Genomic DNA, 20,112 nt, shown 5'->3' on the forward strand with positions numbered 1-20,112 from the left:
AGGTGCGCCCGGGCCGATCGCTACCGAAGCGTGCCCCGCGTCAGAGGAACAGCTTGCGGATCGAAATGCGCACCGTGCGCCCGAGCGGATTGAGATAATCCGGCTGATACGCGACCGGCGTCGTCCCGCTCGCATTGGTCACGCGCTGGCGCGTGTCGAACAGATTGTCGACCGCCAGCGCGACGCGCATCCCGCGCATCCACGGGTGTGCCTTGACCAGATCGAGCCGCTGCCCGAGATCGCCGAACAGCCGGACGCCGAGCGTGCCGAGCGACGAGAAATGCAGATTCTGCGGGTTGCCGAGCGTTCCGCCGTTGACGTCGGTCGCGCTTTGCCAATTCGCCGACAGGCGCACGCCGATGCCGTTGTTGCTGTATCCCGCCTGCCCCTCGAGCTCGTGGCTCGGTTGCCCGCCGTTCGAGCCGATCGCGTCGCCGTTCAAGAGGTCGAGCGCCGGGCCACCCCGCTGGACGAGCACGCGCTCGCTGAAGTGCCACGTGTGGTAGAGCGCGAACTGCAGCCGCCCGCCGCCGCCGCCACGGCCACCACCCCCGAAGCCGCCAAAGCCGCCACGCCCGCCGCCGGGGCCGCCGGGACCACCAGGACCGCCTGGACCACCTGGACCACCAGGTCCGCCGGCACCCCCGCCGCGCTCCGCTCGCGCTTGCGCGATCTGGCGTTGTACGCTGTCGGGAATCTTGATCCCGGCAAACGGGTTCGGCCCCGTCCCAGCGCGCCACGCTTCGATCTGTTTTTGCAGCTTCGACTTGAGCGCCATCGAGAAATTGATCCCCCAGCGCAGCTCGGAGCGGCTGCTCTGCGCGAAATTGATCGGTCGCGTGTCGAGCTGGGTCAGCACCAGATCGCCATTGGCATCGCGCACGCGCGTGAAGCGCGACGGGAAGGCCGTTTCGATCGCAGCGGTCGCGGTCGGGAAGGCGGCGATCGGATTTTCGATCCGTGCGTCGATATACGTCGCGGTGAGCGACAGGTCCTTCGTGCTCCACGGCTTGACCGTCGCGCTGAGCTTGTAGGTGTGGCTGTTGCTCGCGATCAGATTGGGGTTGCCACCCGACACCGTCGTGACGCTCGCATTCTGCCCGAGCACATAGTCGAAAACCGGCACGTTGGGCGTGACGATCTGCGGATTGCCGAGCTGCGTCGCGCTCGGCGCGGTATCTTGCATCGTCGCCGATGCGATAATCCGCAGCGGCACGATCGGCGACCAGTTGAGCCCGTACCCAAGCGTCGTCAGCGTCCCGAAATCGGAGAGGTGGTTGACCGCGACATTGCCGTTGACCGAGAGCGTGCCGATCGCCGCGAGGACGTCCTTCGCGCGGCTGGTCAGCGGCACGTCGACGTTGAGCTGGCCATTGACGATATTGCGTGTCACCGCGCCGGTCGAGGTCAGCCCGGCCCGATACGAGCGGCTATTGAAGCTGCTGATGTCGCCGCCGAGATGGACGCTCGTTGAAACCTCGCCCGCGGGCAGCTTGAAGATCGTGCCGTTGAGCAGAACGTCGAGCTTCCCCTCGTCTGAGGTCGAATAGCCGCGCGTCGTCGCCCGCGTCCCGATCTGCGAGGCACCAAGCGCGCCGAACGGATTCGCGGTCGGGTCATTGGCCGCGAGCCGCGCGTTGAACGCGGTCGCGTCGAGCCCCGCATCGGTGAAGGTCTTCGATTCGGAATGGTCATAGGTGCCCGTCACCGACCATTGCCACGCCGTGCTGATCGCGCCGTTGAAAGTCGTGCCCAGGTGCGCCGCGATCGCTGAAGCGCGTTGCTTGAGCGGCGAGAAGTCCCCTCCCAGCGTTCGACTGACCGTCACCGCGCTGGCCGAAAAAGGATTGCCCGCCGGAACGATGAGCGTCGTGCTTGGCAACCCTTGCAGTCCGGTCGTGTTGCTCGCCGAAAGCGTCCCGTTCAGCGTTCCCGAAACCGCGCCAAAGCTGCGCGCGTAGGTCGAGTTGGCGTTGAACGTGCGGCCCGAGGGCAGCAACGTGCGAAACGGTCGCTGGTCGGTCGGATCGGTCGCCACGGTGGTCGCGCCTGGAATCGTCGGACGGACAGTCGGGAGGATGCTGCGTTCGCTCTCGGTCAGCGCCTCGACCGGCTGATACTCGAGGTGAAGATTGACCCGCCCCTTATTGGCGATCTGGAGCAAGTCGAGTTCGCCCTGCGGCGCGTTTCGCCCGCCTTCGGTGGCGAGCTTGTCCGACAGCTCGACCGTCGCCGCGCGGAAGCGACGGCGCAGGACGAAGTTCACCACCTTCTGGTCGGCGGTGTAGCCATATTTGAGCGCGACTTCCTCGGGCAGAATGTCGACGCGCGCGATCGCCTCGGTCGGCAGATCGCGGATTTCAGCAAAACCCGAGATCCGCTTGCCATCGAGCAAAATGACGGGCGCACCGCCGCCACCGCGATCGCTGCGAATCTGCGGCGCGAGTTCGGTCAGCAACTCGGTGATCGAGCTGACCCCGTACGAGCGGATGTCTGCAGGGCTCAGCTGCTGTTCGGGCGGAATGTCGCCGATCACCGAACCAGGCTGCCTTGCCCCGCGCACGACGATATCGGGGCCGTCCTCGTTATCGTCGGGCGCCGCCGCCGGTGCCGCTGCTGGCGCCTGCTTGGTCGTGCTCTTGGTCGTCGCCTGTTGCGCGGAGGCGAACGCCGGGGTCGCCGCGAGCGCGAGCGTAAGCAGTTTTGTTGTGCGGATCATCGTAGCCCCAAAATGTCTTTCCCTTCGGCTAGCGTGCTTATGTCGCAAGAGTATGTCGAAGGCGCGCATGGCTGGAACTTCGATCGGGGCTGCCGTAGGACAGCCGCATGAGTGAAGAGCGATTCGAACGCCATCGGCAGCCCTGGACGACCGACGAGATCCAGAAGCTGCACACGCTGGCCAAAAAGGGCATGGCGCTCAAGGCGATCTCCAAGGCGCTCAAGCGCAGCGAAGAATCGACCAAGGACCGTGCCAAGGCCGACGGACTGACCATCGCGAAGCTGCGGTGATGCGCATAGGGTTCGGTAATGGTTGAATTGTGGCCGTACCGGGACAGTTGATAAGCCCCCGGAACAATCGCTACTAGGCAGCGTTTGGCGACCGTTCCGTAGGGTATCCACCGTGCGGGAACAGCCTTGAGAGCGGTGGACACAATGGCGGCTGAGTTTTCTACCCTGCGCTCGATGATCGTCGTCGGTGCATCGGCGCTTCTGCTGACGGGCTGCGGCAGCGCAAAACAGGAAAAGAGCGGCCGTGGCGCCCCCAAGGGTCCCCCCGAAGTCGGCTATATCGTCATCCAGCCGAGCAGCGTCCCGCTGGTGACCGAACTCGCCGGCCGCACCGCCGCCTATCAGAGTTCGGAAGTCCGCCCGCAGGTTACCGGCCTGATCCGTCGCCGCTTCTTCACCGAAGGCGCGCTCGTCCGTCAGGGACAGCCGCTCTACCAGATCGACCCGAGCCTCTATCGCGCGTCTGCGAACCAGGCGAACGCGAACGTCGCGAGCGCGATCGCCAATGCCGAGGCGACGCGCGTCAAGGCCGATCGGTACAAGCCGCTCGCCGACATGCAAGCGGTCGCCAAGCAGGATTATACCGACGCCGCCGCCGCCGCACGCCAGGCCGCCGCGACGGTCTCGCAGACCAGGGCGGCGCTCGACACCGCCAAGATCAATTTGCGCTTCACCACCGTGCCCGCGCCGATCACCGGGCGGATCGGGCGCTCGCTCTACACCGTCGGCGCGCTCGTCACCGCGAGCCAGACCGACCCGCTGGCGACGATCCAGAAGCTCGATCCGATCTATGTCGACATTCAGCAGGCCAGCGCAGACCTGTTGCGGCTCCGCCGCGCGCTCGCATCGGGGGGATCGGTGGCGACCCGCGCGAATGTCCAGCTCAAGCTGGAGGACGGCTCGGATTACGGGCTCAGCGGCGACGTCGAATTCTCCGAAGTCGTGGTCGATGCGGCAACCGGCACGGTGACGCTGCGCGCACGCTTCCCCAATCCCAAGGGGCTCTTGCTGCCCGGCATGTTCGTCCGCGCGCGCTTTGCGCAGTCGATCAATCCCAACGCCTTCCTCGTTCCGCAGCAAGCGGTCTCGCGCACGCCCAAGGGCGAGGCGACGGTCTATGTCGTCGGCGCCGACGGCAAGGGTGGCTACAAGGCCGTCCAGCGTCCGATCACCGCGACGGCGACGCAGGGTACCAACTGGATCGTCACCACCGGCCTCAAGCCTGGCGACAAGATCATTACGCAAGGCGTCGGCAAGGCGAAGGTCAACCAGACCATCAAGCCCGTTGCCGCAAGCGCGCCGCAGACGATCAAGTCGCCCAAAGCGGGTGATGCAGCCGTCCAGAAGAACTGAGCCAGCCCTGTGATATCGCGCATCTTCATCGACCGGCCGATCTTCGCCTGGGTCGTTGCCATCATCATTATGCTCGCGGGCGTCGGTGCGATCTACACCCTGCCGGTCGAGCAGTTTCCGGACATCGCGCCGCCTCAGGTCAACATCCGCGCGACCTATCCCGGCGCGTCGGCGGCGACGCTCGAGAATTCGGTCGCGCAGGTCATCGAGCAGCAGCTTACCGGGATCGACGGCTTGCTCTACTTCGCGACGAGCTCGTCGTCGCGCGGCCAAGTGACGATCACGGCGACCTTCGACAAGGGGACCGATCCCGACATCGCGCAGGTGCAGGTGCAGAACAAGGTGCAGCAGGCGCTGTCGCGCTTGCCGCAGCAGGTCCAGCAGCAGGGTCTGACGGTAACCAAGTCGAACCCCGACTTCCTGCTGATCGCCGCGATCTATGACACGACCAACCGGACGACCAACCAGGACGTGTCGGACTATCTGGTCTCGAACCTGCAGGACACGATCGGCCGCATCAAGGGTGTCGGCGACATCAACGTGTTCGGCGCGCAATATGCGATGCGCATCTGGCTCGATCCCAACAAGCTCGCCAGCTACAGCCTGATCCCGAGCGATATCACCACCGCGATCACCGCGCAGAACGCCGAAGTCGCCGCGGGCGAAATCGGCGGCGTCCCCAACACCGCCGAGCAAGTGCTCGATGCGACCGTGACCTCGCAGACGCGTCTGTCGACCCCCGAGCAGTTCCGCGCGATCGTCGTCAAGACGCAGCCCGATGGCTCCTCGGTGCATCTGTCGGATGTCGCGCGGATCGAGCTTGGCGCCGAAAGCTACAACGTCACCAGCCGCGTCAACGGCCATCCGGGCGCCGGCATTGCGGTGAGCCTCGCGCCGGGCGCCGACGCACTGAGCACGGCCGAACTGGTCAAGGCCGAAATCGAGCGATCCTCGAAGGCCTTCCCCAACGGCTATGCCTACAGCTTCCCGCAGGATTCGACCTCGTTCATCAAGCTGTCGGTCGAGGAAGTCGAGAAGACGCTGTTCGAGGCGATCCTGCTCGTCGTCGTCGTCATGTTCGTGTTCCTGCAGAACTGGCGCGCGACGCTGATCCCGACGATCGCGGTGCCGGTGGTGCTGCTCGGCACCTTCGGCATCTTCTCGCTTGCCGGCTTCTCGATCAACACGCTGACGCTGTTCGGGCTCGTGCTCGCGATCGGTCTGCTCGTCGACGATGCGATCGTCGTGGTCGAGAATGTCGAGCGCTTGATGGAAGAGAATCCCGACATGTCGCCGCGCGATGCGACGATCCAGTCGATGAACGAGATCACCGTCGCGCTGATCGCGATCGCGCTCGTTCTCTCGGCGGTTTTCCTGCCGATGGCGTTCTTCGGCGGATCGACCGGCGTGATCTATCGCCAGTTCTCGGTCACGATCGTCTCGGCGATGGTGCTCTCGGTCGTCGTCGCTCTGGTGTTGACCCCGGCGCTGACCGCAACGCTGCTCAAGCGCAAGCAGGACATGAAGCAGGACGGCTGGCTCGCGCGCAAGACGCAGCCGGCCAAGGACTGGTTCAACACCGGCTTCGACAAGACGATCGATCGCTACGGCACCGCCGTCAGCACGGTGATCGATCGCAAATGGCTGTTCGTGCTGATCTATGCCGGCGTCATCGCAATCCTCGCGATCCTGTTCCTGCGCTTGCCGACGGGCTTCCTCCCCAATGAGGACCAGGGCATCGCGCAGATCCAGTACAATCTCGCGCCAGGCGCGACGCTCAATTCGACACGCAAGGCGCAGCTCGAGATCGAGAAGTATTTTGCGGGCCCCGAGGCCAAGAACGTTGCCGGCTATCTGACCGTCGCCGGCGGCGGCGGCGGGTCGGGCGGGCAGAATGCCGGGCGCGGCTTCATCGCGTTCAAGGATTGGGCCGATCGCAGCGGAGTCGAAAATGGTGCCGAGGCGATCACCGGGCGCGCGACCAAGGCGCTGAGCGGCCTGCGCGACGTCGAATTCTACGCGACCGTTCCCTCGCCAGTGCGCGGGCTCGGCCAGTCGACCGGCTTCACGATGGAGCTGCTCAATTCGGGCGGCCTGAGCCGTGACGAATTCAAGGCGGCGCGCGACAAGTTGCTGGCAGCGGCACGCGCCGACAAGACGCTTGCCGCGGTGCGCCCGACCGATCTCGACGACCAGCCGACGCTGCAGGTCAATCTCGACGCGCAGAAGCTCAGCACGCTCGGCCTCACCCAGGCGAACGTCAACTCGACGCTCTCGACGGCGTGGGGCGGCAGCTATGTCAACGATTTCAACGACCGTGGTCGCGTCAAGCGCGTCTACGTCCAGGGCGACGCACCGTACCGCTCGTCGCCCGACGATCTCGCACAATGGTATGTCCGCGGCTCGACCGGCGCGATGACCCCCTTCTCGGCCTTCGCCACGACGAGCTGGAGCACCGCGGCCCCCTCGCTCGCGCGCTTCCAGGGGATTTCGTCGTACGAATTCTCGGGTCAGGCCGCGCCGGGGCAGAGTTCGGGCACCGCGATGGAGAAGATGACCCAACTCGCTGCGCAATATCCCGGCACGAGCGTTGCGTGGAGCGGCCTGTCGTATCAGGAGCGGCTGTCGTCGGGCCAGGCGCCGTTCCTCTACGGGATCTCGCTGCTCGTCGTGTTCCTGTGTCTCGCCGCGCTCTATGAGAGCTGGTCTATCCCGATCGCCGTGCTTCTGATCATTCCGCTCGGCTTGGTCGGCGCGGTGTTCGCCGTGACGCTCCGTGGTCTGCAGAACGACGTCTATCTCCAGATCGGGCTGCTGACGACGATGGGCCTCGCGGCGAAGAACGCGATCCTGATGATCGAGTTCGCCGAGCAAGCCGAGAAATCGGGCAAGCGCGTGATCGATGCCGCGCTCGAGGCGGCGCGGATCCGACTGCGCCCGATCCTGATGACGAGCTTTGCCTTCATCTTCGGCGTGCTGCCGCTGGCGATTTCGACCGGCGCCGGCGCGAACAGCCGCGTCGCGATCGGCACCGCGGTGATCGGTGGGATGCTGACCGCGACGATCCTCGCGATCTTCTACATCCCGTTGTTCTTCGTGATGATCCGTCGCGGCGCACGCGGCATCTCGCAAAAGCTCCACCACGAACAGAAGCCTGCCGACGAGACGCCCCCGACGCGTCCTTCCGGCCAGGGCGAGGCGACCGCATGATCCGCAAGACTGTCTCGCTCGTCTCGCTCGTCGCGCTGTCGGCATGTTCGCTGGCGCCCAAATATGTCGAGCCCGCGCTGCCCGTCCCGCCGAGCTGGCCGGTCGGCGACGCCTATCTCGCGCAGAATGAGGCGACGCTACCGAGCGTGAGCTATCGCGACATCTTTCGCGATCCGCGTTTGCAGAAAGTGATCGAGCAAGCGCTCGTCAACAACCGCGACCTTCGCGCCGCTGCCGCCAACATCGCGATCGCGCGCGCGCAGTACCGCATCCAGCGCGCGGAATTGCTGCCCGAAATCGGCGGTTCGGCGGGCTATACGCGCCGCGACAACGGGACGCGCGGTGTGTCGAACACCGGAAACGGGACCGGAACTGGAACCGGCACCGGCAACACCGGCACGGGCAACGCCGGCACGATCACGACGAGCGGCGGCGCGACCAATACCTTTTCGGCCAGCCTCGGCATCACCGCGTTCGAGATCGACTTGTTCGGGCGGGTCCGCTCGCTGACCACCGCCGCGCAGAATCGCTATTTCGGCAGCGAGGCTACGGCGCGCGCGACACGCCTAACGCTGGTCGGAGACATTGCCACGGCGTGGCTGACCTATGCGTCGGACGTCAGCTTGCTCAAGATCGCGCGCGAGACCGCGGCGCTATCGGCCCGCAGCGTGGCACTGACGAAATTGCGGCTCGACGGCGGCATCGCCCCGCGGACCGATCTCGCCCAGGCGCAGATCGTGCAGCAGACCGCCTTGTCGGATCTCGCCACGCAAACCACAGCGGTTGCGCAGGATGTCAACGCGCTCCAGCTGCTGGTCGGCGCGCCGGTCGATCCGGCCCTGCTCCCCGCATCGATCGAGGAAGCCGCGCCGACGATTGCCGAGCTTCCTGCCGGGCTCAATTCGAGCATCCTGCTGCGCCGCCCCGACGTCGTTCAGGCGGAGTATGAACTGCAAGCGAGCAACGCCGAGATCGGTGCCGCGCGCGCTGCCCTGTTCCCGACGATCTCGCTCACCGCGCTCGCAGGGCTGGCGAGCAGCTCGCTCGGCAATCTGTTCACCGGCGGCGCGTTCAACTATTCGGTCGCGCCGAGCGCGAGCTATCCGATCTTCCGGGCCGGCGCCGGCCGCGCCGGTGTCGTGCAATCGCGCGCGCAGCGCGATTATGCGCTGGCGACCTATGAGAAGGCGATCCAGACCGCGTTCAGCGAAGTCGCCGATGCGCTCGCCCGGCGCGGCACGATCACTGCGCAGCTCAATGCGCAACGCGCGCTTACCGCCGCCTCGACCGACAATTACCGCCTGTCCGACGCACGCTATCGCGGTGGAATCGACACCTTCCTCCAAAGCTTGACGGCACAGCAATCGCTCTATTCTTCGCAGCGCAGCCTCGTCACCGCGCAGCTGACCCAGGCCAGCAACCTGGTGACGTTGTACCGCACACTCGGCGGCGATTCGACGCTCGAAGTGACTGCGGCGGGGCCGAAATCGACCCAGCCATAGCGATTGCGCCCCAGCGCCCGAACGAGCGCGTGACAAGCCGAAGCGCGCATGGCAGCACAGCGGCTTAGACCAGAATGATCCAGCCTTGGATCGACGCGCCGGGGAGTGATCAAGATGGGCTATCACATCCGGCGGTTCGAGCCCAAGGACGCGGCGGCGATGCTCGCCTTTGCCGAGACGCTGCCCGAGCATGACTTGCTTTTCCTCGGCCGCGACCTGCGCCATCCGCGCGTCATCGCCGCCTGGGTCGCGGCGATCGACGAAGGCTATATCGACAGTCTCATCGCCGAAGATGGCGGCACGTTCGTCGGAACCGCCGCGCTGGTTCGCGATCCGCTCAGCTGGAGCGCGCATGTCGGCGAGATCCGGCTGCTCGTCGCGCCGGGCAAGCGCGGCGCCGGGCTAGGCCGCGATCTGCTCGAAGGGATATACTCGATCGCGCTCGAACGCCGGCTCGAGAAGATCACCGCACACATGACGCCCGATCAGATCGGATCGGTCATGCTGTTCGAAAGCCTCGGCTTTCGCGCCGAAGCGCTGCTCAGGGACCAGGTGCGCGACCGCGCCGGCAACACGCACGATGTCGCGATCCTGAGCCACGACATCGTGCGCACCGCCGCGCCCGCGCGCTGAGCGACGGGCGCTAGCGGCGGGCTATTTGTCGCCGCGCACCGCGCCGACCGCTTCGCGGCCGAATTGCAGGATGACTTCGCCCATTTCGCGCGCCTGCGCCATGCTGCGCTGGCCTTGGTCGCGCAGGAAGTCGCCCTGGATCTTCATCACTTCGGACAAATCCTTTGCACCTGCGGCGGCGCGCATCGCGGCGAACGCCTCGCGGGCATTGGCCTCGGCCTGATCGAGCATCTTGATCCCAACCGCCGAACCGCTCTCGGCCATCTTGCCGCCGGCGTCTCTGATCGCCTCGCCGGCTTTCTTGGCGGGCTCGGCGATCGTCTCGTTGAACGCGTCGCGAATCTTGTCGGTCATGGGATGATGTCCTTTCCACAGGGTGTGCGACCGGAGCGCCGGGCACGGCACAGCGTCGCGCGAACGTCGTGCTGGCACGTGGCTGACGGGGTGCGGCATCCGACTCTCCTCTGCTGCGGTCTGTGCCGCACGCAGACGCGAAGCTTAAGCGCCCCATCCGCCGAGCGCAAATCGCCGTGCGGGAGACCCTTAACGCGCTGGCAACCCGATCGGCGCAAAGACACACCATGCTGCGTCCCGCCCCTCCCCTGCGAATACCGCCGCCGAGCGCGGCCGCGTGGTTGCTGCTGCCGCTCAGCGTAGTGGCGAATGGCGCGGTGTTCTGGCCGGCGGCGTGCCTCGTCGCGATTACGGCGGCGGGCGCGCGTCACTATGGCGCGATGCTCGTCTGGTATGGGCTGGCTGTCGGGTTCGACCGTAACGCGCTGATCCTTGCGCCGTTCGTCGCGGCGGTCCTCATCGGCGCGCGAGTGCGCTGGCAGCTGCTGCCGCTTGCGCCGGTCTTCGCGCTGGCGATGCTGCTGGCCCGCGCGCATGCAGCCCCCTCGCTCCTGGCGCTGCGCCAGCCGATCACGCTCCCCGCCGCGCCTTCGCTTTGGACGATCCTCCAGATGCTGCCGTGGATCGGGACGCTGCCGCTCGGCGGGCTGGCGCTGACAAGCGCGTTCGGCACGGCGGTGGCCTATGGTGCATGGGCCTCGACCCAGCCGCTCCGTCCTCTCGAAGTGCGCGAGCGGGCGCTGCTCTGCGCGCTGGCGATCCCGATGCTCCTGCCCGGCCTCGATCCGAGCGCGTTCATGCTTGCTGGCGGACTCGCGCTGCACGCCGCGCTGCTCGAGCGCAGCGCACCACGCCGGCGCATCGCTGCCTTGGTCGGGATCGGCATGCTGGTCGCCTGCTCCGGCGGCGTGGGCGCGGCGGCGTTTGGGGCGATCGCGATGATCGGCGCGACGCTGCTTCAGGCGCGGGCCGTGCTCAAACGCGGGGCCGCCAACGACAACCCTGCGATGGCGTGGGCGGCGGCAGCGCGCCCCCTGCCGCTGCCGCGCGTGATGTGCTAGGCAGCCGCCGAATTTGACAGTCGGGGGCGGGAACGATGGCAATTTTCAACGGTAAGGCGCGCGATGGCGGCGGCGGCGTTTCAGGCCATTCGATACCATCGGGAAGCGGCAAGCGCGGCGCGTTCTCGGTGATCAGCGCCGATGTCGTCGTAACCGGCAATATCGCGGCGAGCGCCGACCTCCACATCGATGGCCGCGTTGACGGCGACGTCCAGTGCGGGACGCTGATCCAGGGTCAGGACAGCCGCATTGCCGGCGCGGTGATCGCCGAGAGCGCCCGCCTCGGCGGCGCGATCGAGGGATCGGTCGCGGTCCGGCAGCTGACGATCGAACGCTCGGCCCGGATCATCGGCGATGTGCATTACGAGACGATCTCGATCGAGATCGGCGCGTCGGTGGACGGAAATCTCAAGCACGTCACTGCCGAGAGCGCCGTCAGCCCGTTCGAGCCCGGTCCGGGGAGGGCGATGCCGATGGAAGACGTCGTCCACTTCACCTCGACCGTAACGCCCGGCTGAGGCCGCGACGCCTAGCGGAGCAATGCCGCGTAGGAGCTCGGTGCTGCGGGGAGTATCAGCCGCGCCACGGTGCCCGGGACGATCACCAGCGCCAGCGCAACGCCTGTCCCGAGCACGGCGCGCCGCGACCAGCGCGCCTGCGCCCATAACAGGATCGTCGCGAGCGCGGTCGCGACCATCGGCCAGAGGTGATAGCGCAAGTCCGACGCGATGCTGAGGACGGTGAAGCTTACCTCGAGCACTACCGCCGATGCCAGCAACGCCAGCGCGACATCGCGAAACGGCGCCGGCGGGCGGCGCAGCGCGACGATGATCGCGCACACCGCCAGCGCCAGCCATGCGACGGGCCAGCCAAGCGGGAGCTCGGCATTCCACCGCGCGAGCACTTGCCAGCGGGACGCGGCGGGCCGGGGGCTGTGCAAGCCGATCGGATTGGCTTCGCTCGCACCCGGGGGCACCGCGCTCGGCCAGCCTGCCGGGACGATCCACCGTTCGGTCGAATTGAGGTGGCCGAGCCGGTGCGTCGCATAAGCGAGCGGATGCCGCACGATCGCTTCGGCGAGCAACCGGTACAACGGCCCGGCGGTCAGACCATGCAGGCGCTCGAGCGTCGGGCCGCAGCGGTCGGCGGTTCCCAGCGGGTCCCAGAAGAACGGCTTGGCGCAGTGTCGCGCGAGCACTGTGCGCGCCTCGACTTGGGTCAGCCCGATGGCCTGCGCCGGATCCTGCGCCGCAATCGCCGACAGGTCATAAAAGGCCTCGGTCCGCTCGACACCGCTCGCGGCCGCTCGAAGAACGCCGTGGTTGATCGCCTGGGCGAGCCCAAGCACAGCCACGATGCCCGACAGCGTCAATACCGCCCGCGCCCACCAGCGCGTCGGCCCGAACAGCATCACGACGAGCGGCACGGTTGCGAACACCGCGTTCGAGCGGACCAACGTGGCATAGGCCAGCAAGACGATCGCCGCCACGCCAGCAAGGACCGGCAGCCGCGCCCCCCGCAACCGCCACCAGCCACAGATCCCCGCCGCAGCGAGCATCGCGCCAAGCATCTGCGTGTCCTTGAGCACTACGCCCTGCCAGCCGAGAAACAGCGGCAGCCCCGCGATGCACAGCACGGCGACCGCCGCATGGCGCCGTTCTTCGCGCGCGAGAGTCGCGGCAATCGCCCCGAACCCCGCCCAATAGAGCACCATCTGAAGCACGAGCATCGGCGCCGCGCCGCCGCCAACGAGCCCGTGCAGCGCATGCCACAGCCTCGCCATGATCGGTGGATGCCAATCCTCGAAGTGCCCGGCGAGCGCCTGCCCGAATTGAGCGATGCCGTCGTAGGTCACGATGCCCGGCCAGAAGAGCGCAAGCGACCCAAGCAGCAACAGCAAAGTCGCCCCGCCAATCCTCGCGGCCGCAGCGCGGTCGGTGCGAGGCGGCGTGGACCTTGGCTCGGTTGCGCGCGTCATGAGGGGGGCATGACGCGCCGCAGCATAAGTGTAAAGCGCCGACTGGCTGCCCTCGCCCCCCGTTGCGGGGCATTACCTTGGCTTAGATGTGGATCGCGCGGCCGTACGCGCCGAGCACGCTCTCGTGCATCATCTCGCTGAGCGTCGGATGTGCGAACACCGTTTCCATCAGCTCGGCCTCGGTTGTCTCGAGCTGGCGTGCGACGACATAGCCCTGGATCAGCTCGGTCACCTCGGCGCCGACCATGTGCGCGCCGAGCAGCTCGCCGGTCTTGGCGTCGAACACCGTCTTGACGAAGCCCTCGGCTTCGCCGAGCGCGATCGCTTTGCCGTTGCCGATGAACGGGAACTTGCCGACCTTGAGCTCGTAGCCGGCTTCCTTGGCCTTCGCCTCGGTCAGGCCGACGCTCGCGACCTGCGGGCGCGAATAGGTGCAGCCCGGGATGTTCCACTTTTCGAACGGATGCGGGTTGAGCCCCGCGATCCCCTCGACGCAGACGACGCCCTCATGGCTCGCCTTGTGCGCCAGCCACGGCGCGCCGGTCACGTCGCCGATCGCGTAGATTCCCTCGACATTGGTGCGCGCATAGCCATCGACGTCGATGTGGCCGCGGTCGGTTTTGATGCCGAGCGCCTCGATCCCGATATTCTCGGTGTTGGGCACGATGCCGATCGCGACGATCGCATGGCTGAACTCCTCAGTCGTGACCGTGCTGTCCTTGCCCTTGATCTTGGCAGTCACGCCCTTGGCGTTCGGCGTCAGCGCCTCGAGCCCGGTACCGACGAGCAGCTTGATGCCCTGCTTGGTCAGCGCCTTGTCCATGAACGCGCTGACTTCCTCGTCCTCGACCGGGAGGATGCGCGGGAGCATCTCGACGATCGTCACGTCGGCACCCATGTCGTTGTAGAAGCTCGCGAACTCGACGCCGATCGCACCCGATCCGATCACCAGCAGCTTGGTCGGCATTTCGGGCGGGACCATCGCGTGGCGATACGTCCAGATCCGCTCGCCATCGGCCTTGGCAAACGGCAGGTCGCGCGCGCGGGCGCCGGTGCCGATGATGATGTGCTTGGCTTCGAGCTCGGTCGTCTTGTCGCCCTGCTTGACCGACAGCTTACCCTTCGCGGTGATCGCGCCGAAGCCCTCGTACACCGTGACCTTGTTCTTCTTCATCAGCCCCTTGACGCCGGCATTGAGCTGCCCCGCGACCTTGCGGCTGCGCTCGACCACCTTGTTGAGGTCGAACGACACGTTGTCGGCCTTGAGCCCGTAGCTCTCGGCATTCTGCATATAGTGATAGATTTCCGAGGTCCGGAGCAGCGCCTTGGTCGGGATGCAGCCCCAGTTGAGGCAGATGCCCCCCAGGCGCTCGCGCTCGACGATCGCAGTCTTGAGACCGAGCTGCGCCGCGCGGATCGCGGCGACATAGCCGCCGGGGCCCGAACCGAGGATGATGAGGTCGAATTGGTCAGCCAAGGGAGGATTCCTCTATCACTAGCGGGCGCGGCCGGTCGTCCTCGCCCATCGAAACAAGAATATAGGTGCCGCGAGCGGCGCGTTGCGTGGCGGGACCGTGCCGGTCGCGCCGCCAGACATCGACCGCGACGGTCATCGAGCTGCGCCCGGTCTTGACGATCTCGGCATGGAACGAGACCTCGTCGCCGATCTCGACAGGCGCGGTGAAGCTGAACCCGTCCGCCGCGACGACGGGCGCGCGTCCGCCGCAATGGCGCGAGGCGACCGAACCGGCGGCAAGCGCCATCTGGCCCATCAGCCAGCCGACGAAGATCTTGCCGTACGGGTTGGCGTCGCACGCCATCGCGGTCGCGCGGATCGCCGGAGCAGTCTTCGGGGGCAGATCGGTCATGCCGCGGCGATCAGTCGCGAAGCGCCGGATCGTGACGGTTGCGGTCGGCACGCCACGCCATGCGCAGCGGCCGAACCCCCATGAAGACGATCACCGCCATCATGCCGAACGCCACTTCCCAGATCGGACTCGCGGCGTGCGGCAGCGCCCAGACCGCGCCATAAGCGATCACCGCCGCCCCGATCACGCCGGCGGCGATGTGCAGCAGCTCGATCAGGGTCCGGCGGCCGATCATCAGGCCAGCATCGACAGCGGCGATTCGACCAGCGCCTTGAACGCCTGCATCAGCTGCGCGCCGTCAGCGCCGTCGATCGCGCGATGGTCGAAACTGCCCGTTGCCGACATCACCGTCGCCACACCAAGCGCGTCGTCGATGATGTACGGGCGCTTCTCGCCCGCGCCGATCGCCATAATCATGCCCTGCGGCGGGTTGATCACCGCTTCGAACTGCTTGATCCCGAACATGCCCATGTTGCTGAGCGACGCGGTGCCGCCCTGATATTCCTCGGGCTTGAGCTTGTTGTCGCGCGCGCGCGCGGCGAGGTCCTTCATCTCGGCCGAGATCGTCGCGACGCCCTTGGTGTCGGCGCCGCTGATGATCGGCGTGATAAGCCCCGACGGGGTCGACACCGCGACCGAGATATCGGCGCGGCTGAAGCTGATCAGCTGGTCGGGGGTGAACATCACATTGCACTTGGGGACCTGGATCAGGCTGGCGGCGAGCGCCTTGATCAGCAGGTCGTTGACCGACAGCTTCACGCCGCGGCCCTCGAGGCCCTTGTTCATCTCGGCGCGCAGCTTGAGCAGCGCGTCGAGACGGATGTCGACCGTAAGATAGATGTGCGGAACCGTCTGCTTCGATTCGGTCAGGCGGCGCGCGATCGTCTTGCGCACGTTGCTGAGCTTTTCCGCGGTGTGCGGGATGTCCGGGATCGCAGCGGGCTTGGCGGCGGCGACGGGGGCCGGGGCTGCGGTTTCCGCAGCGGGTGCGCTGGCAGCAGCGGCCGGCGCATGGCCCGACTTTGCCCCCTCGAGATCGGCGCGGACGATCCGGCCGTTCGGGCCCGAGCCCTGCAGCGTCGCAAGATCGATGCTCTTCTCGGCAGCGATGCGGCGCGCGAGTGGGCTCGCCTTGACGCGATCGCCGTCCTGGCGGGCAACCGGAGCCGATTTGGGCGCAGCGCCGCCTGCCGGATTGCCGTGATCCTCGGCCTGTTCGGGCGTGCGCTCGACGGGCTTGGCTTCGCTGCCGGTCTTGTTGGGGTCGACCGGCGACGGCTTTGGCTCGGATTCCTTCGCGGCGGGCGCAGGCGTCGTGTCGCCAGCGCTCTCGCCCTCGGCGAGCAGCGTCGCGATCACGGTGCCGACCTTCACGTTGTCGGTCCCCTCGGCGACGAGGATCTTTCCGATCGTGCCTTCGTCGACGGCTTCGAACTCCATCGTCGCCTTGTCGGTTTCGATCTCGGCCATCAGGTCGCCCGACTTGACGGTATCGCCTTCCTTGACCAGCCACTTCGCCAGCGTGCCTTCCTCCATCGTTGGAGAAAGAGCGGGCATCTTGATTTCGACCGGCATCAACGCGTCCTCATCTAACCGAATCCGTAGGGGTCGTCTCTCGCGCCCGGCGCGCGGATGGTCAAGGCCATGGCTTGCACGATGCGCTACTTAGCCCCACCTATCGCTCACAATATCGCTGCGGGGGGAGAGCGAGCGCCATGCGGACCTATCTGGTCGTGATCGACGAGACACAAGAAAGCAGCATCGCATTGCGCTTCGCGGCGCGGCGCGCGGTCAAGACGGGGGGCGGGGTCGAGATCCTCGCGCTGATCCCGCCGACCGAATTCACCGCATTTGCCGGCATCCAGGCGACGATCGAGGAAGAAGCGCGCCAGCACGCAGAGGGCCTCGTCACCGCGGCGGCGGGCACCTTGCTGCAGGAATCGGGGCTCAAGCCGGCTTTGACGGTACGACAGGGTGAAGGCCCGAAGGTGATCCGCGACATGATCGCCGCAAATCCCGATATCGCCGCGCTCGTGCTCGCCGCGGCGGCAAGCGGGGTGCCAGGGCCCTTGGTCGCGCATTTCGCGGGCGCCGACGCGGCCTTGCCGATCCCGCTGATGATCATCCCCGGCTCGCTCGACCGCGAAGCGATCGACCGGCTGAGCTGATACAACACCCCGTCACCCCGGACTTGATCCGGGGTCCATGCGGTCCGCCAGTAAATCGAACCGCCGCGCATGGATGCCGGTGAAGCTTGAACGGCCGAGCGGCTTGCGTCGATACCGCGATCCCGCCACGATGCGGCGATGCGCACCCTTCCCACCGCCGCCGCGATCCTCGCGATTCTCGCCACACCCGCCGTCGCCAAGGACGCAGCGCACCCCGCGCCCGATCCTGCACGTCTCAAGGCGGCGGTCGAGAAACTCGTCAGCTTCGGCACGCGCCACACGCTGTCGTCGCCCGACGATCCGGTGCGCGGGATCGGCGCGGCGCGGACATGGACGGGTGGCGAACTCACGCGCATCGCCGATGGCTGCAACGGCTGCATCACAGTCGCCAATATAGCGCGGACCTTCACCAACGCGCGCGCTCCCAATGGCGTCAACGTGGTCGATGTGCTCGGCTTCCAGCAAGGGCTCGATCCCAAGCGAGTCATCATCGTTGGCGCACATATCGACAGTCGAATCAGCGACGGCATGGATGCGACGCACGACGCGCCCGGCGCGAACGACGACGCATCGGGGGTCGCGCTCGTGCTCGAAGCGGCGCGGATCCTGTCGAAGGAAAAATTCCGCGCGACGATCGTCTATGCGGTGTTCTCGGGCGAGGAACAGGGTCTGTTCGGCGGCACGCTGCTCGCGGAAACCGCCAAGGCGCGCGGCTGGACCGTCTCGGCGATGCTCAACAACGATATCGTCGGCAACACGATGGGGCAGAACGGCGTGCGCGTCGCCGACCGCGTCCGCGTCTTTTCCGAAGGCATTCGCGCGATCGAGGATGTCCCCGCGCAACTCGCGCGGCGCGGTAATGGCGGCGAGGATGACGGCCCCTCGCGCAGCCTCGCCAAGACGATCGACGGTGTCGCCGGCACGATCCCCGGCGGGCTCGACGTGTTCGTCGACCGCCGGCCCGACCGCTTCGGGCGGGGCGGCGATCACGAGCCGTTCCTCAAGCTCGGCTATCCGGCGGTACGCTTTTCGGTCGGCGCCGAGAATTGGACGCAGCAGCACCAGGACGTGCGCGTCGAGAACGGAATCCCGTATGGCGACACGGTCGACAAGATGGACTTCCCGTATCTCGCCAAGGTCACTGCGATCAACATCGCGACGATCCGCCGCCTCGCCGCCGCCCCCGCCGCGCCCGATGGCGTCACGGTCGCAGGTGCGCTGAGCTTCGACACGACGGTAAAGTGGCAGCCGGTCCCCGGCGCCAGCACGTACCGCGTCCACTGGCGCCGCAACGACACGCAGGACTGGCAGACGTCACGCGACGTACCCGCCGGCGCGACGAGCACGGTGCTCAAGGATATCAGCGTCGACGATCACTTCGTCGGCGTGAGCGCTGTCGCGGCGGACGGGTCGGAAAGCGTGGTGAGCTTTGCCGGACCCGAGCCGCGCACGAAGTAGCGGCCGGTCAGCTTCCCAGGACGGGCTGTTCGACCGGGCGGCATACGGGCTTGCGCCGCACCGGACGATAATAACGCTTGCGCGGCGCGGCGCGATAGACGTGCCGTTCGCGGACGGTTTCGACATATTCGGTCGTCGTCGTGGTGACGATCGGTGCCGACTGGATCGTCACGACCGTGGTGGTCGCGCCCGGATAGGCATAACCGCCGCCGTAGCTCGTGGCGTATCCGCCGCCATACCCAGAAGAGGTCGAATAGGTCGTGACGTTGCCGTTCTGGACGATCGGCGGCAGCGGCGCGGGGTGGCGCTGCGGCGGGTAGGATCGGCCGTAGCCACCCGCCTGATCATAGCCGCCATCGTCATAGCCGCCGTCCCAGTCCAGCCCGTTGACCGAATCGTAGACCCGACCGCGCTGGTCGAGCAGCACGGCGTCGTCATAATAGCGATACCAGCCATAGCCCGCGGGCGGAGCCGACAGACCGTAACCGGCAAAGTCGCCGATGAAAAAGTTCGGCGAAGACCAATACCGCGGCAGGCGATAGCCGCGTGACGGCTGGCGATAGGCGTTCCACCCGCCCGGTGCGTTGGTGCCGCCCTGCCAGTGGCCGCCCGTGCCGCCGCCCCAGCGTTGCCGATCGGGCCGGTTGACGGGTCGCGTGCCGTTGTACGACGGAAGCGGTGCGTTCATCGGCGGCCGTTGCATTTGCTGCTGCAGCTGCGGTTGCATCTGCATTGGCGCGGGCGGTGCGGGCATCGCGCTGTTGGGCACCGGATACGGCGCCCCCGGAACAGCCCCACCACGGACGCGCTGCGCATCTGCCTGCCCCGCGCCAAACGCAGTGACCAGCGTCAGTGTGGCCAATATCAAGGGTCGCATCGTCAAGCCTCCGGAACCGCGCCGCACACAGAGTGTGTACGAAGTGTTAACCCGTCAGCTACCATTTCGCTCATCGCGATTCTAGATTAACGGCTGTCCCGTTTCGGATCAGCTCGCGATGCGCGGCGCGAGCAGCGCCATCAGCGCTTCGCAGCCCGCGGCATCGGCCGCATCGAAGCGCGCCGCGCTCGGGCTGTCGAGATCGAGCACGCCGATCAGCCGCCCGTCATGGACGATCGGCACGACCAGCTCGGAGCGACTCGCCGCATCGCAAGCGATATGGCCGGGAAAGGTGTGGACGTCCTCGACCAACTGCGTCGTACGCGTCTTTGCGGCGGCGCCGCACACACCGTCGCCGATCGCGATGCGGATGCAAGCCGGCTTGCCGAGGAACGGGCCGACGACCAGCGTGTCATCAAGCAGCCGGTAGAATCCCGCCCAGTTGAGATCGGGCAGATACTGCCAGATCAACGCGGCGGCATTCGCCATATTGGCGACGGCGTCGGGTTCGCCATCGGTCAGCGCATCGAGCGCCGAATGGAGGTCGCGGTAGAGCTCGGTCTTCGAGCTTTGGTCGATCGTGAAGTCGTACATGCCCTGCCCCTACCGCGTTCGCACCGCATGTGAAAGCGCGCCTGCAT

General features: G+C 66.8%; 18 protein-coding genes. 9 read left to right on the top strand and 9 right to left on the bottom strand.

The features are described from left to right. Positions 1 to 40 precede the first annotated feature (40 nt). Complete coding sequence (locus ABIB28_RS00855) at positions 41 to 2,719, bottom strand: TonB-dependent receptor (RefSeq protein ID WP_354285669.1); 2,679 nt, start codon at positions 2,717 to 2,719, stop codon at positions 41 to 43. A gap of 107 nt (positions 2,720 to 2,826) precedes the next feature. On the opposite strand from ABIB28_RS00855, the gene ABIB28_RS00860 reads away from it, so the two are divergent. From ABIB28_RS00860 to ABIB28_RS00880, 5 genes are all read left to right on the top strand, one after another. Then, positions 2,827 to 3,009, top strand: coding sequence for a hypothetical protein (locus ABIB28_RS00860; RefSeq protein ID WP_026046530.1), 183 nt, complete (start codon positions 2,827 to 2,829; stop codon positions 3,007 to 3,009). A 144-nt stretch (positions 3,010 to 3,153) separates the two neighbouring features. Continuing rightward, a complete protein-coding gene (locus ABIB28_RS00865; protein WP_354285672.1) occupies positions 3,154 to 4,362 on the top strand; it encodes an efflux RND transporter periplasmic adaptor subunit in 1,209 nt (402 codons plus the stop codon). Between the two features lie 9 nt (positions 4,363 to 4,371). Continuing rightward, on the top strand, positions 4,372 to 7,572 hold the full coding sequence (locus ABIB28_RS00870) for an efflux RND transporter permease subunit (RefSeq protein ID WP_354285674.1): 3,201 nt from the start codon (positions 4,372 to 4,374) through the stop codon (positions 7,570 to 7,572). Beyond that, positions 7,569 to 9,074 carry an efflux transporter outer membrane subunit gene (locus ABIB28_RS00875; protein WP_354285676.1) on the top strand — a complete coding sequence of 502 codons (1,506 nt, stop codon included), beginning with the start codon at positions 7,569 to 7,571 and terminating at the stop codon, positions 9,072 to 9,074. Before ABIB28_RS00870 ends, ABIB28_RS00875 begins: the two co-directional genes overlap by 4 nt. 114 nt (positions 9,075 to 9,188) lie before the next feature. Continuing rightward, entirely contained in the window at positions 9,189 to 9,707 is a 519-nt protein-coding gene (locus tag ABIB28_RS00880; RefSeq protein ID WP_322163770.1) for a GNAT family N-acetyltransferase, read from the top strand. A gap of 21 nt (positions 9,708 to 9,728) precedes the next feature. Here the strand turns inward: ABIB28_RS00880 and ABIB28_RS00885 are convergent, their stop codons facing one another. Beyond that, positions 9,729 to 10,061 (bottom strand): phasin family protein, encoded by a 333-nt coding sequence (locus ABIB28_RS00885; protein ID WP_189674750.1) that lies wholly within the window; start codon positions 10,059 to 10,061, stop codon positions 9,729 to 9,731. A gap of 227 nt (positions 10,062 to 10,288) precedes the next feature. Between ABIB28_RS00885 and ABIB28_RS00890 the strand changes: the two genes are divergently transcribed. Beyond that, positions 10,289 to 11,122, top strand: coding sequence for a hypothetical protein (locus ABIB28_RS00890; protein WP_354285679.1), 834 nt, complete (start codon positions 10,289 to 10,291; stop codon positions 11,120 to 11,122). 35 nt (positions 11,123 to 11,157) lie between these two features. Continuing rightward, positions 11,158 to 11,640, top strand: coding sequence for a bactofilin family protein (locus ABIB28_RS00895; protein WP_354285681.1), 483 nt, complete (start codon positions 11,158 to 11,160; stop codon positions 11,638 to 11,640). An 11-nt stretch (positions 11,641 to 11,651) separates the two neighbouring features. Here the strand turns inward: ABIB28_RS00895 and ABIB28_RS00900 are convergent, their stop codons facing one another. From ABIB28_RS00900 to ABIB28_RS00920, 5 genes are all read right to left on the bottom strand, one after another. After that, positions 11,652 to 13,022 carry a hypothetical protein gene (locus ABIB28_RS00900; protein WP_354285683.1) on the bottom strand — a complete coding sequence of 457 codons (1,371 nt, stop codon included), beginning with the start codon at positions 13,020 to 13,022 and terminating at the stop codon, positions 11,652 to 11,654. Positions 13,023 to 13,182: 160 nt separating this feature from the next. Beyond that, positions 13,183 to 14,577, bottom strand: coding sequence for a dihydrolipoyl dehydrogenase (gene lpdA / locus ABIB28_RS00905; RefSeq protein WP_354285685.1), 1,395 nt, complete (start codon positions 14,575 to 14,577; stop codon positions 13,183 to 13,185). Next, complete coding sequence (locus tag ABIB28_RS00910) at positions 14,570 to 14,968, bottom strand: acyl-CoA thioesterase (protein ID WP_354285687.1); 399 nt, start codon at positions 14,966 to 14,968, stop codon at positions 14,570 to 14,572. The genes lpdA and ABIB28_RS00910 overlap by 8 nt, the downstream gene beginning before the upstream one ends. Before the next feature lie 10 nt (positions 14,969 to 14,978). Next, entirely contained in the window at positions 14,979 to 15,203 is a 225-nt protein-coding gene (locus tag ABIB28_RS00915; protein WP_133188314.1) for a hypothetical protein, read from the bottom strand. Beyond that, complete coding sequence (locus ABIB28_RS00920) at positions 15,203 to 16,543, bottom strand: pyruvate dehydrogenase complex dihydrolipoamide acetyltransferase (protein ID WP_133188316.1); 1,341 nt, start codon at positions 16,541 to 16,543, stop codon at positions 15,203 to 15,205. Before ABIB28_RS00920 ends, ABIB28_RS00915 begins: the two co-directional genes overlap by 1 nt. Positions 16,544 to 16,683: 140 nt before the next feature. Here ABIB28_RS00920 and ABIB28_RS00925 point away from each other — a divergent pair, with 140 nt between their 5' ends. Both ABIB28_RS00925 and ABIB28_RS00930 read left to right on the top strand, forming a co-directional pair. Then, entirely contained in the window at positions 16,684 to 17,136 is a 453-nt protein-coding gene (locus tag ABIB28_RS00925) for a universal stress protein (RefSeq protein ID WP_133188318.1), read from the top strand. Positions 17,137 to 17,274: 138 nt separating this feature from the next. Next, positions 17,275 to 18,594, top strand: coding sequence for a M20/M25/M40 family metallo-hydrolase (locus ABIB28_RS00930; protein ID WP_354285690.1), 1,320 nt, complete (start codon positions 17,275 to 17,277; stop codon positions 18,592 to 18,594). 7 nt (positions 18,595 to 18,601) lie between these two features. Here ABIB28_RS00930 and ABIB28_RS00935 read toward each other — a convergent pair whose 3' ends face one another. Beyond that, a complete protein-coding gene (locus ABIB28_RS00935) occupies positions 18,602 to 19,471 on the bottom strand; it encodes an RcnB family protein (RefSeq protein WP_354286315.1) in 870 nt (289 codons plus the stop codon). Between the two features lie 108 nt (positions 19,472 to 19,579). Then, positions 19,580 to 20,065 carry a free L-methionine (R)-S-oxide reductase MsrC gene (gene msrC, locus ABIB28_RS00940; RefSeq protein ID WP_354285692.1) on the bottom strand — a complete coding sequence of 162 codons (486 nt, stop codon included), beginning with the start codon at positions 20,063 to 20,065 and terminating at the stop codon, positions 19,580 to 19,582. Between the last annotated feature and the right edge of the window lie 47 nt (positions 20,066 to 20,112).

Origin of the sequence: Sphingomonas sp. UYEF23, from assembly GCF_040546165.1 — a bacterium.
Lineage (GTDB): Bacteria > Pseudomonadota > Alphaproteobacteria > Sphingomonadales > Sphingomonadaceae > Sphingomonas > Sphingomonas glacialis.

Excerpts from the sequence above, each read along its gene's own strand:
- ABIB28_RS00890 (WP_354285679.1), top strand. The coding sequence starts at position 10,289 with ATGCTGCGTCCCGCCCCTCCCCTGCGAATACCGCCGCCGAGCGCGGCC.
- ABIB28_RS00930 (WP_354285690.1), top strand. The coding sequence starts at position 17,275 with ATGCGCACCCTTCCCACCGCCGCCGCGATCCTCGCGATTCTCGCCACA.
- ABIB28_RS00860 (WP_026046530.1), top strand. The coding sequence starts at position 2,827 with ATGAGTGAAGAGCGATTCGAACGCCATCGGCAGCCCTGGACGACCGAC.
- ABIB28_RS00855 (WP_354285669.1), bottom strand. The coding sequence starts at position 2,719 with ATGATCCGCACAACAAAACTGCTTACGCTCGCGCTCGCGGCGACCCCG.
- ABIB28_RS00935 (WP_354286315.1), bottom strand. The coding sequence starts at position 19,471 with ATGCGACCCTTGATATTGGCCACACTGACGCTGGTCACTGCGTTTGGC.
- ABIB28_RS00865 (WP_354285672.1), top strand. The coding sequence starts at position 3,154 with ATGGCGGCTGAGTTTTCTACCCTGCGCTCGATGATCGTCGTCGGTGCA.
- msrC (WP_354285692.1), bottom strand. The coding sequence starts at position 20,065 with ATGTACGACTTCACGATCGACCAAAGCTCGAAGACCGAGCTCTACCGC.
- ABIB28_RS00875 (WP_354285676.1), top strand. The coding sequence starts at position 7,569 with ATGATCCGCAAGACTGTCTCGCTCGTCTCGCTCGTCGCGCTGTCGGCA.
- ABIB28_RS00920 (WP_133188316.1), bottom strand. The coding sequence starts at position 16,543 with ATGCCGGTCGAAATCAAGATGCCCGCTCTTTCTCCAACGATGGAGGAA.
- ABIB28_RS00885 (WP_189674750.1), bottom strand. The coding sequence starts at position 10,061 with ATGACCGACAAGATTCGCGACGCGTTCAACGAGACGATCGCCGAGCCC.
- ABIB28_RS00925 (WP_133188318.1), top strand. The coding sequence starts at position 16,684 with ATGCGGACCTATCTGGTCGTGATCGACGAGACACAAGAAAGCAGCATC.
- ABIB28_RS00895 (WP_354285681.1), top strand. The coding sequence starts at position 11,158 with ATGGCAATTTTCAACGGTAAGGCGCGCGATGGCGGCGGCGGCGTTTCA.
- ABIB28_RS00880 (WP_322163770.1), top strand. The coding sequence starts at position 9,189 with ATGGGCTATCACATCCGGCGGTTCGAGCCCAAGGACGCGGCGGCGATG.
- ABIB28_RS00915 (WP_133188314.1), bottom strand. The coding sequence starts at position 15,203 with ATGATCGGCCGCCGGACCCTGATCGAGCTGCTGCACATCGCCGCCGGC.
- ABIB28_RS00910 (WP_354285687.1), bottom strand. The coding sequence starts at position 14,968 with ATGACCGATCTGCCCCCGAAGACTGCTCCGGCGATCCGCGCGACCGCG.